Below are 14,530 nucleotides of genomic sequence, written 5' to 3'. Positions count from 1 at the left end.
TGCGGGTTCCCGCCGGGGAGAGCCTGTCCGGGTTATTTTTTGTCGTTGTAACGCTTGGCGAGACCTCCGGTCGATGTTTCGCGGTAGAGACTCGGCAGGTTGTGGCCGGTTTCGTTCATCACCTCCACGACCTTGTCGAAACTGACCATATGCGAACCGTCGGAGAGCGTGGCGTAGGCGTTGGCGTCGAAGGCTCTGGCCGCGGCGATCGCGTTGCGTTCGATGCAGGGGACCTGCACAAGTCCGCAGACGGGGTCGCAGGTCAATCCCAGATGGTGTTCGAGTCCCATCTCCGCGGCGTATTCGATCTGCGCAGGCGTGCCGCCGAACAACTGGCAGGCCGCGGCGGCAGCCATGGCGCAGGCCACGCCGACCTCGCCCTGACAGCCGACTTCGGCGCCCGAAATCGAAGCGTTGGTCTTGGCGACGTTGCCGAAGAGTCCCGCCGTGGCCAGCGCCCGCAGGATGCGGATGCGCAGGAAGTTGCGCGAATTGGCCAGATGGTAGAGCACCGCCGGGACGACGCCGCACGAGCCGCACGTCGGGGCCGTTACGACGGTGCCGCCGGAAGCGTTCTCCTCCGAAGTCGCCAGCGCATAGGCGTAAATCTGGGCGCGGGATTTCAGCGAGTCGGTGTAGCTCTTCGATTTGACCCAGTAGGTGCTGGCTTTGCGGGCGACTTTAAGCCCTCCGGGCAGTACGCCGTCGTTGTTCAGGCCGCGCTGGATCGTCTCGCACATCACGGTCCATATCTCGTCGAGGTAATCCCAGATTTCGGGACCTTCGCAGTCGGTTACGTATTCCCAGTAAGTCTTGCCTTCGTGGCTGCACCACGCTTTGATCTCGCTGACGGTAGTCAGCGGGTAGATGCTGTGCGGCGTTTCGAGACGCGACGTCTCGTTTGCCAGCGCACCTCCGCCGATGCTGTAGATGGTCCAGCTGTCCGTGACATTGCCTGCCTTCAGCCCTTCGAACAGCATGCCGTTGGGGTGGAAGGGCAGCACGACCTCCGGTTTCCAAACGATTTCGGTTGGAGCGAGAGGTTCCAGCACCGAGAGGATCGCGGTGTCGGTAAGGTGGCCTTTGCCGGTGGCAGCCAACGACCCGTACAGCGTCACGCGGTAGGCGTCCGCATCGTGACAGCGTTCGGCGAAACGTTCGGCGGCTTTCTTGGGCCCCATCGTGTGGCTGCTCGACGGGCCGTTGCCTATTTTGTACAACTCCTTGAGTGATTCCATCGTATCGTTGTTTTCGGGGCAAAGACAGTGCAGGCCGGGGGCAGAGACGAATTTATTCGAACCGTACCGGGACGCCCGCCTGTCTAAGCGGAGGTTTATCCGCCCCAAAGATAATGTAAATGTCGGAATTTTCTCTTCCCGAAAGAGATTTGAAGAGATCGGAGGCCTGCCCGGCGGGTTTGAATGTGGTTGGCATGGCGCGGTTTTTTGACAACTATTTGACAACTCTTGCGGGCAAATATACAAACGAAGTGTGCTAAAGTGAACGAAGCGACGGAATTTTCCGTCGCTTCTTGTACCCTCGCCGGGAATCGAACCCGGATTTGCGGTTTAGGAAACCGCCGTTCTATCCGTTGAACTACAAAGGCTTACAACTGCTCTATATAATCCGGCGAAAAAGTCGTATATAATTTCGCGCGAATGTTTTATCTCGCTCTGCCCCAAGGTTAGGAAACCCTCGTTCTATCCCTTGAACTATGAGACCCTGAAAAAAGCGGTGCACCTCCGATGAAGCGCACCGCAAAGATAATAATTTTTCCCGTTTTTAGAAACTGAAACCTACGCCGATCGAGAACGTGTGGGCGCGGGCGGTGTAATTACCCGAAAAATCGGCGATCGGGCTGGTGAGCTGGCTTTCGGGAACGCCTGCCGCCGTCAGTTTTTCGTTCACGATGCCCAGCACCGAATTGGTGTAGGGATAGGAACCCGTGCGCTCCGGATCGGCCGAATTGACATAGCCGTAGGCGATGTCGATGTTCATCCATTTGATCGGGCGGAAGGTGACGCCGGCCGTATAGGCGAGCTTGGTCATCGACGGGGTTTCGGGATTGAGGTAGTCGCTGCGCACGGGGCTTTCGTCCACGTACATACCCATGCGGGCCGTCAGCCAGTCGAGAGCGTGGTACTGGCCGCCGAAACGGAACGCCAGCGTATTGGAGTATTTCTTGTCGCTGACCGGAATGTTCAGCACGGGAGTATTGCTGTCGGGGTCGAGAATCCGGACGTCGAGCTGGTCGTAGGCGCTCCAGAGCACATATTGCAGATCGACGGCGAATTCCCACTTCGGAACGGGGCGGAAGCTGACGCCCCACGTCAGCGACGCCGGCAGGGGCAGTTCGGTCTTCACGACGGCCGACGTGAGTTTGGCGGGGTCGAGACCCAGCTGGGGCAGGAGCTGGCCGATTTCCTGAGCGATCTGGGCGTTGTCGATCATACGCAGGTCGATCGAACCCGAATCCACCTTCATTTTGAGTTTCGAACGGTAGGTGAAGCCCAGCGACCACTGTTCGTTGATGTCCCACATCATGCCGAGGTTGACGCCGACGGCCATCTTGGCTTTGCCTTCGAGGCCCAGCGACATCAGATTTTTGTCCCCGGCCATTTCGAAGAGGTTGGGCATTTGCGGATTGAGCATTTGCAATGCGCCCATGAGCGCCTTGTTCTGTGCGTTGTCCGGACCGATAGGCAGCAGCGAACGCGAAAGGTCGAATTTACCCCACGTCATCATCAGACCGCCGCCGACGGAGAGGTGCTCGCAGAGTTTGAACGAGACGGTCGGCTGGACGTTGTATGCCTTGAGATTGATCGACTGCACGAGCTGTGCTCCCGGCCAGTTGTTGCCCCAGTCCATCGAGGAGCCGAACGGCGTGTTGAAGGCCAGACCGACCGACATCCAGTCGAGGGGTTTGTAGTTGAAGTAGGCGTAAAGCGGAGTGGCTATGCTGTTGTCCGAGGTGTAGTGCTGCGGTTTGGTCTTGCCCGTATAGTCGGGGAGCGACGTATAGGTAGCCTTCGAAGCGATACCCGTGATGCCGACCGAAATGTCGAACTCGGAGTCCTGAAACGAAGCGGCGGCGGGGTTGAACCAGATCGATTCGGAGTTGAGTTTCATGGCTGTACCCACATGGCCCATACCGTTCTGCTTCGAGGAGAGGTTGTTCACCTGATATCCTTCGGCGTATGCTCCGGAGGCGGCGGCAGCGGCGGCCAGAAGTAGGAAGATTTTTTTCATAACGTATTGGTTTGGTTTATACTGTCCGCACTGCGGAGTGCGAAAAATCGAGGGCAAAAGTATAAAAACTATTCCCGCTGCCCAAACTTTTTGGCCTAAAATTCCTGAAAATTGACCTGAATGGTATAGGATTGGCCGAAAGGACGGGTGGGGCGGGGGATGCGCTGCCGCATGAAAAAAGTGCGGCATGTGTCATGCCGCACCTGAGTCTTCGTTCCATGCCGGATTATTTCCGGTTGTTGTACGCTTCGAGCGCTTTGCCCAGAATGAGCAGCGAGCGTTCGAGGTCCTCTTTCTTGAGGACATAGGCGATGCGGACCTCGTTGCGGCCGCGGGTCGGGTCGGAGTAGAAGCCCGAAGCCGGGGCGAGCATGACGGTCTCTCCCTCGTATTCGAAATCCGAAAGACACCATGCGCAGAAGTCGTCGCTGTCTTCGACCGGGAGCCGCGCCACGGTGTAGAAGGCGCCCATCGGAATCGGCGAATAAACGCCCGGAATGCGGTTGAGACCGTCGATCAGGCACTTGCGGCGTTCGATATACTCTTCGTAGACTTCGGTGCTGTAGGAGCGCGGAGCGTCGATCGAAGCTTCGGCGACGATCTGGCCGATCAGCGGCGGCGAGAGCCGCGCCTGACAGAATTTCATCACCGCGTCGCGCAGTTTTTTGTTCTTGGTGATGAGCGCGCCGATGCGGATGCCGCATTCGGAGTAGCGTTTCGACACCGAGTCGATCAGCACGACGTTCTGTTCGACGCCTTCGAGGTGGCAGGCCGAAATATAGGGCGAACCGGTATAGATGAACTCGCGATAAACCTCGTCGGAGAAGAGGAAAAGATCGTATTTCTTCACCAGATCGCGGATGCGCTCCATCTCCTTGCGGGTGTAGAGGTAGCCCGTGGGGTTGTTGGGGTTGCAGATCAGGATGCCGCGCGTGCGCTCGTTGATCAGTTTTTCGAACTCCGCGACGTCGGGCAGCGCAAAACCCTGTTCGATCGACGAGACGACCGGACGGATCACGGCGCCCGCCGAGATGGCGAAAGCCATATAGTTGGCGTAGGCCGGTTCGGGCACGATGATTTCGTCGCCGGGGTTCAGGCACGACATGAAGGCGAACAACACCGCTTCGGAACCTCCCGTGGTGACGATGATCTCTTCGGGCGAAAGTTTGATCTGGTATTGCTGGTAGTAGCCCGCCAGCTTTTCGCGGAGCGACCGGTAACCGTCGCTGGGGCTGTATTCGAGTACTTTGCGGTCGATCTTCTTCAACGCTGCGAGTCCCGTCTGGGGCGACGGCAGATCGGGCTGGCCGATGTTGAGGTGGTAGATTCTGATTCCCCGCGACCGGGCGGCTTCCGCCAGCGGAACGAGTTTGCGTATCGGAGATGCCGGCATCAGCTCGGCGCGTTGTGAGATTTCGGGCATGCGTGAAAAGGTTTTTGAATGACGCAGGAGACTATTCAAGCTCGATCGTCGGACGGAATTTGACGGCCTTGCGGGGCGGGATCTTCACGGCCGCACCCGTGCGGGGATTGCGGCCTATGCGCGCGGCTTTCTGCTGCACGCTGAACGTTCCGAGACCCGTGAGGGTAAGACGCTCCCCTTCGCGGAGCGACTGTACGGTCACCCGGATAATGGCATCGACGGCTTTGCGCGCGTCGATTTTCGAAATGTTCGCATCGAGAGCGATAGCCTCGACCAACTGCGCTTTGTTCATATTATTTGAGTGTGAAAGTTGCGTCTCTTCCTAACCTATTGGCAAAGATATGCAATTTTCCTAAAAGTCAAAAATTATAGTGCGGAATTGGAACTTTGCCGCCCTCCGTCGGGAATAAACGGGATAAAGATTTGGCAGAATGGAAAATCCGTGCTACTTTTGTCCCCGGAAAGATGGCAGAGTGGTCGATTGCGGCGGTCTTGAAAACCGTTGAGCTGCGAGGCTCCGGGGGTTCGAATCCCTCTCTTTCCGCCAAGGAAGAGTGCGACAATTTAGGTTGCACTCTTTTTTTATATGTTTCAATTCGGAGGGGGGGGGATGAACAAGCCCCGGATTCCGGGGCTTGTTCTATTGCGGTTATTTGCGTTTCTTGCCTTTGGCGGCGATTCGCTGGGCGGCCGTGACGGTCCGTTTGGGTGTCTTGCGGACGCTTTTGGTGCCCTTGCCTTTGCCGTTCTCGTCGCGGCCCCATGCCGTGCCGTCGTCGAATTTCATGAAGGCCGACCAGTCGAAACCTTCGTTCGACATTTTGCTGAAATCGGGGATTTCCGGACGGGGTTCGGTTTGGATCTTGGTTTTGAGCTTGCGGCGCGGCGCGGCGGATTCGTCGCCGGCAGCCGGGGCGGTTTGTGCCGGGGCGGCCGGTTTCTCCCTGCGGACGGATTTTTTCGGGGCCGGAGCGTATTCCTCTCCGCCGGCGTCGGCCGTTTTCGCGCGCCGGGGTTTGCGGGCTGCGGCTTCCTCGCCGTCGCGGGCGATTTCGGCTATCGGCCGGCGGCCCCGGTTCAAGCGGTTGAGCTTGCGGACGATCTCTTCGGCATCGTGGAACGGCACGCTCACGAACGAGAAGTTGTCCGAGATCTGGACGTCGTTGATGTATTTGTCGCGCAGGGCGCACTTGAACTTGAGCATATCGACCAGCTTGCGCGCCGTGTAGCCGTCGCGTCTGCCCACGGCGAGGAACAGCCGCGCCGTGCCTTTGCGGTCCACCGAGAACGAACGGATTTCGGGGTAGTTGCTCTGGTCGAGTTCGCTGCGGAACGCCAGACGCAATAGGGCGCCCAGCGCCACGTCGGGCGTGTATTCGGCCAGCAGTTCTTCGGCGAACTCCCGGTATCCGTCGTAACTTTCGTTTTCGACGATCTCCTGCATCTCATCCTTGATCTTCAGCCGTTTCATCTCGACGATGTCCTGCGGCGAGGGGAGGGTTTCGCGCTTGATCTCGACCTTGATGTCGCGCATCAGGTTGTTCAGTCCCCGGAATTCGGAGGGCGAGACGAAGGTGATGGCCGTGCCCTGCTTGCCGGCGCGGCCCGTGCGGCCGATGCGGTGCACGTAGCTCTCGGAGTCCTGCGGCAGCGAGTAGTTGATGACGTGGGTCAGATTGCCCACGTCGATGCCGCGCGCCGCCACGTCGGTGGCGACGAGGATATTGACCGAGCGGTCGCGGAACTTGCGGAGTATCTTTTCGCGCTGGGCCTGCGAGACGTCGCCGTGCAGCACCTCGGCGGCATAGCCGCGGGCGGCGAGCCGCGATGCGGTTTCGTCGGCCCCGATCTTGGTGCGGGCGAAGATGATGCCGTAGAATTCGGGCTCGACGTCGATGATGCGGGTCAGGGCGTCGAACTTGTCGGCTTCTCGCACCTCGAAGTAGATCTGCTCGGTGAGGTCGGTCGTGAGCTGCTTGTTCTCGACGCGCACGATCTCCGTGTCGCGCATGTAGGTTTTCGAAAGCCGGATGATGCGTTCGGGCATCGTCGCCGAGAAGAGCAGCACGCGCCGCTCCTCGCTGGTGTGGCTCATGATCTCCTCGACGTCCTCCACGAAGCCCATGTTGAGCATTTCGTCGGCTTCGTCCAGTACGAGGTAACGGACGTTTTCGAGTTTCAGCGTGCCGCGGCGGATGTGGTCCCGCACGCGGCCCGGCGTGCCGACGACGATATCGACGCCTTTGGCGAGCCGGCGCAGCTGTTCGCTCATTGCGGCGCCGCCGTAGATGGCGGTGATCGAGAGCCGTTTTTCGCGGTTGTAGGAGAGCAACTCCTCGGCGGCCTGCAGCGCCAGTTCGCGCGTCGGCACGAGGATAATGGCCTGAACCGGTCCGCGGGCGGGTTCGAGTGACTGGAGTATCGGCAGGCCGTAGGCCGCGGTTTTACCCGTACCGGTCTGCGACTGGGCTATGATGTCGTTGGTTTTGGTAAGCAGGTGGGGGATTGTGAGCTTCTGGATTGCGGTGGGCGTCTCGAATCCCTTGGCGCGGACTGCGGTGAGCATCTGCTCGGAAAGCCCCAGTGCGCTGAAATCGTCTGTAATGGTCATGTGCATATTTTAATCGGGGGGGGCAAAGGTACGATAAATAAAGCAGATAGATACTGCGGCGCGCGAAAAAAGATGAAAGTCCGGCGGCGGGCGTTTGCCGGGATACAGCCGATTTATACCCGATCCGGGCGGTCGGCGCGGTCGATTGAAATATTTTTCGTATATTTGCCCGAATTTTTAATCTAAATAGGATGGCATACAATTTATTGAAAGGCAAGAAGGGCCTTATTTTCGGAGCACTCAACGAGCAGTCGATCGCATGGAAAGTGGCGGAACGCACCGTTGAAGAGGGTGCCGAAATCGTCCTCACGAATACTGCCGTATCTATTCGCATGGGTACAATCGGCCGGCTGGCTGAAAAATGCAATACGATCGTCGTTCCGGCCGACGCCACGAGCGTCGAGGATCTGGAGAATCTGATCGACAAGACGATGGAACATTTCGGGGGCAAGTTCGACTTCATGCTCCACTCGATCGGCATGTCGCCAAACGTCCGCAAGGGCCGCACGTACGACGATCTGGATTACGATTATCTCTCGAAGACGCTCGATATTTCGGCCATTTCGTTCCACAAGGCGATTCAGGTGGCACGCCGCAAGGACGCCATCAACGACTGGGGTTCGATCGTGGCGCTGAGCTATATCGCCGCGCAGCGTACGCTTTACGGCTACAACGACATGGCGGACGCCAAGGCGTTGCTGGAGTCGATCGCGCGCAGTTTCGGCTATATCTACGGCCGTGAGAAGCACGTGCGCATCAATACCGTATCGCAGTCGCCGACCCCGACGACCGCCGGAAGCGGCGTGCTGGGACTGGGCGACCTGATGGAGTTCGCCGAGAACATGTCGCCGCTGGGCAACGCTTCGGCGGAGGACTGCGCCGACTATGTGCTGACGCTCTTCTCGGACCTCACGCGCAAGGTGACGATGCAGAACCTCTACCACGACGGCGGTTTCTCGTCGATGGGTATGAGCCGCCGCGCCATGAAGACCTACGAGAAGGGACTTCGTTTCGACGACGTGCACCAGAATCACTATCCGTTCGGCGATGGCGAAAAATAACCGGCGGAAAAGATTGGAATAAAAAAAGGGGGAAAGTCTCGAACTTTCCCCCTTTTTCGTGTCAATACATATGGTCGTTCCCGCGTATCTCTTCGCGGGTGATCGGTTTGCGGTTCATGGCCCGCCATGCGTACCAGATATAGGCTGCGACGAACGGGATTATCAGCGAGACGACGCTCATCACTTTGAGCGTGAATTCGCTCGACGACGAGTTGTAAATCGTCAGCGACGACTGCATCTCCGCCAGCGACGGGTAGTAGGCCGTGTTGTTCCATCCGGCGCACAGCAGCAGGGCCAGTACCGTCAGCACGGTGCCCGCGCCGCCGAACCAGACGGCGTTGCGCTTCCCGCGCCAGCCCGAATAGATGCTCCACAGCACCGATACCACGCCGATCAGCAGCGCTGCGGCCACGTAGGGCATTTCGAGCATGTTGTGCAGGTATTTATAAGGTTCGGCCGAAATGCGGCCTGCGGCATCGACCGCCAAGCCGTCGGAAAAGAGCAGCCAGACGAAGAACGTCAGGAAGAAGACGAGGAACGGGGCGGCGAGCGTCAGCATGCGCCTGCGGGCGCGGGCGAAGAGCGTCTCGTCGGCGATGTTGTTCATGAAATACTGGCAGGCCAGCATCCCGGCGAGGAACATCACGGCCAGCCCCAGCGCCACGTTGCGCATGTCTCCGAGCGCTTCGAGACCGTGCCACGGCGTGGTCCACTGCGAGATGACCGTTGCGCTGCCGCTGCCTGCGCCGTTGGCCAAGTTGAGGCGGTCCACCGTGAAGTTTGCACCCGTGAAGAGCGTCCCGACGGCCGTGCCCAGCAGCAGGGGACCTGCGATGCCGTTGATCGTCAGGAAGACGTCGAACGTCTTTTCGCCGAAAACGTTGCCCGCCTTGCGGCGGAACTGGTAGGCGACGGGCTGTATGACGAAACTCAGCAGAATGGTCATCCAGACATAGTAGGCGCCGCCGAACGAGGTGGAGTAGAAGAGCGGGAACGAGGCGAAGAACGCGCCGCCGAACGTCACGAGCGTCGTGAAGGTGAACTCCCATTTGCGGCCCAGCGAATTGACCAGCATGTTGCGTTCCTCCTCGGTCCTGCCGAGGCAGTAAAGCAGTCCCTGTCCGCCCTGCACGAAGAGCAGGAAGACCAGCAGCGCTCCCAGCAGGGAGATGATCAGCCACCAATAATGTTGCAAGAGTGTTATAGTTTCCATAGTAGTTTATTCTTTTTCTTGTTCGGGACCGATTTTAATCTGACGGAACAGAATGCTCAGTTCGGCGATCAGCAGCGCCGTGAAGAGCGCGAGGAAGATGAAGAAGGTCGCCGTGACCGACGTGCTGCCGATCTTCGACGCGGCAATGCCCACAGGCATCAGGTCCTGAATGGCCCACGGCTGCCGGCCGACTTCGGCCAGCACCCAGCCCGCCTGCGACGCGAGGTAGGCCAGCGGTACGGACCATACGGCGATCCATAGCAGCCAGCGTTTGTCCGCCAGCCGGTCCTTGCGGTTTAACCACCAGACGACTCCCAGCAGCAGGATGAAGAAGCATCCGGCGCCCACCATCACGCGGAACGAGTAGAACAGCAGCGGCACGTCGGGAACGATGTCCTGCGGTGCGTCGAGGTAGCCGTAGCCGAAGTAGGCGAAGTATTCGCGCAGGAACTCCTCGCCTTGGGGCGTCGCGGGATCGAATTTGGCGGTTACTTCGTCGATCGTGGCTTGGTCGCCCTCGTCGAGCGCCTTGCGGTAGCGGGCCAGCTCGCCGACGGCTACGCGGCCGCGTTCGATTTTCTCGCCCGCCGACATGACGCCGTACCGCTCGTTGCCGTTCACCAGATCGTTGATGCCCGCCACATAGGCGTCCGCATCGCGGAAACTCATGATGGAGAGCAGCTTCGGAATGTCGATTTTGAAGTAGAACGCGTCTTCGTTCGACGTGCGTTCGGCTTCGGGCTTCACGATGCCGATCGCTGTCAGGGGGGCGCCTTGCGAACCGTCGTAGAGGGCCTCCATGGCCGCGAGTTTCATCGGCTGCACGCGGGCGATGACCGCGCCGGACCGGTCGCCGGTCGTGGCCGTGACCAGCGCGAAGATGAAGCCGAAGGCCGAAGCGATGGCGATGCTCTTGCGGGCCATCTTCTGCTCGCGCCGCCTGAGCAGGTACCATGCGCTGACGCCCACGACGAACAGCGACGCCAGCACGAACGACGAGGTGACGGTGTGGAAGAACTTGTTCATCGCCACGGGCGAAAAGAGCACGTCCCAGAACGAGGTCATCTCGTTGCGCACCGTTTCGAGGTTGAACGTACAGCCTACGGGATACTGCATCCATGCGTTGGCGACCAGAATCCACAGGGCCGAGAGGTTGGCCCCGATGGCCGTGAGCCATGTCGCCGTGAGGTGGAAGCCCTTCGAGACCTTGTTCCATCCGAAGAACATGATGGCGATGAAGGTGCTCTCCATGAAGAAGGCCATGATGCCCTCGACAGCCAGCGGGGCGCCGAAGATGTCGCCCACGAAATGCGAGTAGTTGGACCAGTTGGTGCCGAATTCGAATTCGAGGATGATGCCCGTCGCCACGCCGATGGCGAAGTTGATGCCGAACAGGCGCATCCAGAATTTGGTGGTCCGTTTCCAGAATTCGTCGCCCGTGCGGACGTAGAGGGTCTCCATGATGGCGAGGATGAAGCCCAGTCCCAGCGTGAGCGGCACGAAAAGCCAGTGGTAGATGGCCGTCATGGCGAACTGCGCACGCGACCAATCGACTGTTTGCAAGTAATCGGATAGCATAGATACGGAGTTATTTTTCGGGGGTTAGTTCCTTCATCACCGAGCGGCTGCGCTCTTCGGGGCTTTGGCCGGCCAGAAAATCGGGAAAGAAAAAGAGTTTGAGGACGGCGAACATGATGAACAGCTTGACCAGAATGATGGCCCAGAGCGTCTTGCCTACAGTCATGCTGCGGAAGCCGTCCACATAGAACCGAAACACTTTTTTGAGAGTCTGAACTGCCATTGTGTCTGCATATTTAATCAAAAATAGATAAAAAATCGGAAATAAAAAAGAATGCCGCCCCGAAAAGCCGCACCCGTATATTATCCGGCCGGAAATGCTTATCGCCGGTCATGCCGCAGGCGCTTTTTCGCCCGTCTGCGGGGAGTGTCGTATTTGCTGGGCGCCCGAATTGATTCTGGAAAACGATAAATATTTTCTATATCTTCGGTTGAAAGAAAATTTATTTACTAAGCATTTTGGGGTGGTGTTTTGGGTTAGTCGTCAGATATTCAATATGTTTGTGTTATTGCGCTCTGTAAAAATATTTTATTTGTGTTTATTTTAAAGTAAAAAATATTATTATAAAAGTTTTGTATAATAATTTTAATTATTACATTTGTTGGCGAACATACAATAAATCTGTTCAGAATATATATAAGGTATCCGAACCGAACCAAAACCCAATGCTGACTGAAATATGAAACTAAAATTTCTTGGCTTCGCCCTGCTTGCTGTCTGCGTCTGCGCCGTGTGCTGTATGTGCGGCAGCGATTCGAAAACGCCCGACTATGAATTTCCCGACGGACCTGATCCCGATCCCGACCCTCAGCCGGGCGATTATCCTGCCGGCCTGACCGTAACCGAGTTTACGGACGATCTGGGCGGCGGAAAACAATGTCTCGGATTCGTGGCCGTGGCCGACCTGAAAGCCAATCCCAAACTGCGCTTCAACGCCGTGCATCTGCCGCAGCAGAAAATCCCGTCGCGCATTCATGCCGAATTCGCTTCGGCCAACCGGGGAACGGCTTGTGTGACGATCAATGCCGGGTATTGGTGGGCCGGGAACTCGCTGAGCCTGCTTGTTACCGGCGGTGCCGTCAAGTCGATCGAGAATCAGACGGTGACGCGTAACAATCAGACGGTTTACCCCGTGCGTTCTTCGTTCGGGCAGATGTCGTCCGGCAAGTTCGAAACACACTGGATTTACTGCGTTCTCGACGACGGCAACAAGCCTTATGCCTTCCCGTCCGCACTCGACAACGACGAACGTACGAATACGTATATGTCCGCGCCGCCGACTTCGAAGACGCCCGGCGCCGTGCTCTGGACGCCGCAGGAAGCCGTCGGAGGCGGTCCGATGCTGGTCAAGGAGGGGAAGAACGTCGCCGTGGAGAATTATTGGAAAGAGGTGTTCGACGGCGGCGGCATCGCCGGGACTTCGCGTCAGCCGCGTACGGCGGTCGGCGCCACGGCCGACGGAAAACTGATCCTGCTGGTGTGCGACGGACGCAATATGCGGGGCAGCGCCGGGTTTACGCTGGCCGAACTGGCCGACAAACTGATCGAGCTGGGTGCCGTCGATGCGGTCAATCTCGACGGCGGCGGATCTTCGACCATGGTCGGCAGCGATGGCAAGGTGCTCAACCGTCCCAGCGACACGGGCAGCGCCGAGGTGATCGTCGAGCGCAAGATTTCGACGGCGGTCGTCATCTCCGAAGTGAACTAATCCATAAAGAATCATATGAAGAAACTTCTCTTTATCTGTCTCGCGGCCTTTGCAGCCGCCTCCTGCACGCAGGAAAAACAGCAGTCGAAACCGCTTTACATGTGGTTCGACTGCGAAGGCAATTACGCTACGCTGAGTCATCCCGATTCGATCCGTTATTACGTGTCCAAAATCCACGACATGGGCTTTACCGATGTGGTGGTAGACGTGAAGTCGATCATGGGCGAAACGCTCTACAAGAGCGACATTGCGCCTTACATGGGCGAATGGGACGGCGTGACCCGTCCTGAGAACTACGATCTGCTGGGCTATTTCATCGAGGAGGGACACAAGCTGGGCATGCGCGTGCACGGTTCGCTCAACGTGTTCGCCGGCGGTCACAACTTCTTCGACCGGGGAATCATCTACGGCGATCATGCCGACTGGCAGTCGCAGGTCTACACCGAAGGGAAGATCGTGCCGATCAGCGAAATAAAGAGCAACTACAACGGCATGCTCAACCCGGCTAATCCCGAAGTGCAGGAGTACGAGCTGGCGATTCTGAGGGAGTTCGCCGAGAAGTATCCCGACGTGGACGGCATCGTCTTCGACCGGGTGCGTTTCGACAATATCACCTCCGATTTCAGTCCGCTGTCGAAGGAGCTTTTCGAAGCCTATGCCGGAACGAAAGTCGCCGATTATCCCGATGACATTCTCCGCTGGACGCAGGATGCCGACGGCAAGTGGGACTGGTCGCAGGGCCCGCTGTTCCGCAAGTGGATCGAATGGCGCGCATCGGTTATCAAGGACTTCGTGACCGAAGCCCACAGGCAGCTCAAGGAGATCAATCCCCGGCTGCTGATCGGGGACTATACGGGCGCATGGTACCCGACCTATTATTACGTGGGCGTCAACTGGGCCAGCGAACAGTTCGATCCCGCCCGCTATTTCGATTGGGCGACGCCCGAATACAGGAATACGGGTTATGCCGACCTGCTCGACATCTATATGACCGGGCTTTACTATACGCTGGTTACCAAAGCCGAAGTCGACAAGGCAAACGGAGTCGTCGGGCAGCGTACCGAAGCGGGAATGTCCGACGAGCAGAATTACTGGTACTGCATCGAGGGCGGCGCCGAATGGGCGAAGAAAATCACCTGCGGCGTGGTTCCCGTGACGGGTTCGATCTACGTCGAGCAGTACGAGGGCGACGCAGCGCAATTCACCCGCGCCGTGGCGCAGGCGCTCCGCGACACCGACGGACTGATGATCTTCGATATCGTCCATATCATCAACCGCGGCTGGTGGTCGGAGCTGGCGGCCGGAATCGCCGAAGGGAGCAACTGATCTGCAACCAATATAAAACACTAAAAACTTAACCTTAAATGTAATTCTATGAAAGAGTTCTTCTCTAGATTCAGAGATTCTCTGGCGGCGAGGACGTGTCTGTGGACATTGTTCCTGCTGTTGGCGGGGGCCGGGACGGCCTTTGCGCAGCCTACCGTCGGGGGTACGGTTACCGATGAACAGGGCAATCCGCTCGTCGGTGTGACCGTGGTGGTCGTGGACTCGAACAAGGGTACGACGACCGACATAAACGGACAGTATTCCATTGCGGTTCCCAAAGGCGGTATACTGGAATTTACGTATATCGGAATGTTCTCACAGAGAATAACTTGTGGGGGGGGGGATTTCCAACCTTGACGT

At 58.0% G+C, this 14,530-nt stretch carries 11 protein-coding genes, 2 tRNA genes and 1 pseudogene; 5 read left to right on the top strand and 9 right to left on the bottom strand.

Annotated features, from left to right (window positions below):
* Positions 1–32 precede the first annotated feature (32 nt).
* From ACESTR_RS08970 to ACESTR_RS08950, 5 genes and pseudogenes are all read right to left on the bottom strand, one after another.
* Entirely contained in the window at positions 33–1,238 is a 1,206-nt protein-coding gene (locus ACESTR_RS08970; RefSeq protein ID WP_130062488.1) for an L-serine ammonia-lyase, iron-sulfur-dependent, subunit alpha, read from the bottom strand.
* A 296-nt stretch (positions 1,239–1,534) separates the two neighbouring features.
* A tRNA-Arg gene (locus ACESTR_RS08965) sits at positions 1,535–1,606 on the bottom strand.
* Between the two features lie 176 nt (positions 1,607–1,782).
* The gene (locus ACESTR_RS08960) at positions 1,783–3,249 is read right to left on the bottom strand and encodes an OmpP1/FadL family transporter (RefSeq protein WP_022043431.1); all 1,467 of its coding nucleotides are present in this window, start codon (positions 3,247–3,249) and stop codon (positions 1,783–1,785) included.
* 226 nt (positions 3,250–3,475) lie between these two features.
* Positions 3,476–4,672: a pyridoxal phosphate-dependent aminotransferase gene (locus tag ACESTR_RS08955; protein ID WP_009596435.1), complete on the bottom strand. Its 1,197-nt coding sequence runs from the start codon at positions 4,670–4,672 to the stop codon at positions 3,476–3,478.
* A 31-nt stretch (positions 4,673–4,703) separates the two neighbouring features.
* Positions 4,704–4,973 (bottom strand): annotated as a pseudogene (locus tag ACESTR_RS08950) (HU family DNA-binding protein); the annotation flags it as partial.
* A 158-nt stretch (positions 4,974–5,131) separates the two neighbouring features.
* On the opposite strand from ACESTR_RS08950, the gene ACESTR_RS08945 reads away from it, so the two are divergent.
* Positions 5,132–5,219 (top strand) — tRNA-Ser (locus ACESTR_RS08945).
* A gap of 102 nt (positions 5,220–5,321) precedes the next feature.
* On the opposite strand, the gene ACESTR_RS08940 is transcribed toward ACESTR_RS08945, so the two are convergent.
* On the bottom strand, positions 5,322–7,283 hold the full coding sequence (locus ACESTR_RS08940; protein ID WP_302576093.1) for a DEAD/DEAH box helicase: 1,962 nt from the start codon (positions 7,281–7,283) through the stop codon (positions 5,322–5,324).
* 191 nt (positions 7,284–7,474) lie between these two features.
* On the opposite strand from ACESTR_RS08940, the gene ACESTR_RS08935 reads away from it, so the two are divergent.
* A complete protein-coding gene (locus tag ACESTR_RS08935) occupies positions 7,475–8,344 on the top strand; it encodes an enoyl-ACP reductase (protein ID WP_309458739.1) in 870 nt (289 codons plus the stop codon).
* A 61-nt stretch (positions 8,345–8,405) separates the two neighbouring features.
* On the opposite strand, the gene ACESTR_RS08930 is transcribed toward ACESTR_RS08935, so the two are convergent.
* The 3 genes from ACESTR_RS08930 to ACESTR_RS08920 are packed head-to-tail and all read right to left on the bottom strand — an operon-like array spanning position 8,406 to position 11,358.
* Positions 8,406–9,557, bottom strand: coding sequence for a cytochrome d ubiquinol oxidase subunit II (locus ACESTR_RS08930; protein WP_288298870.1), 1,152 nt, complete (start codon positions 9,555–9,557; stop codon positions 8,406–8,408).
* A 6-nt stretch (positions 9,558–9,563) separates the two neighbouring features.
* Entirely contained in the window at positions 9,564–11,135 is a 1,572-nt protein-coding gene (locus ACESTR_RS08925; protein WP_244076789.1) for a cytochrome ubiquinol oxidase subunit I, read from the bottom strand.
* A gap of 10 nt (positions 11,136–11,145) precedes the next feature.
* Complete coding sequence (locus ACESTR_RS08920; RefSeq protein WP_022043570.1) at positions 11,146–11,358, bottom strand: DUF4492 domain-containing protein; 213 nt, start codon at positions 11,356–11,358, stop codon at positions 11,146–11,148.
* Between the two features lie 457 nt (positions 11,359–11,815).
* On the opposite strand from ACESTR_RS08920, the gene ACESTR_RS08915 reads away from it, so the two are divergent.
* The 3 genes from ACESTR_RS08915 to ACESTR_RS08905 are packed head-to-tail and all read left to right on the top strand — an operon-like array spanning position 11,816 to position 14,527.
* On the top strand, positions 11,816–12,844 hold the full coding sequence (locus ACESTR_RS08915) for a phosphodiester glycosidase family protein (protein ID WP_022043571.1): 1,029 nt from the start codon (positions 11,816–11,818) through the stop codon (positions 12,842–12,844).
* A 15-nt stretch (positions 12,845–12,859) separates the two neighbouring features.
* Positions 12,860–14,170, top strand: coding sequence for an alpha amylase family protein (locus ACESTR_RS08910; RefSeq protein ID WP_130062484.1), 1,311 nt, complete (start codon positions 12,860–12,862; stop codon positions 14,168–14,170).
* A gap of 48 nt (positions 14,171–14,218) precedes the next feature.
* Entirely contained in the window at positions 14,219–14,527 is a 309-nt protein-coding gene (locus tag ACESTR_RS08905; RefSeq protein ID WP_244264961.1) for a carboxypeptidase-like regulatory domain-containing protein, read from the top strand.
* Positions 14,528–14,530 lie beyond the last annotated feature (3 nt).

It is taken from the genome of Alistipes sp. DJF_B185, assembly GCF_964250025.1.
GTDB classification, from domain to species: domain Bacteria; phylum Bacteroidota; class Bacteroidia; order Bacteroidales; family Rikenellaceae; genus Alistipes; species Alistipes finegoldii.
The sequence above is the reverse complement of the archived record's forward strand: the minus strand, read 5'-3'. Positions and strand labels throughout refer to the sequence as shown.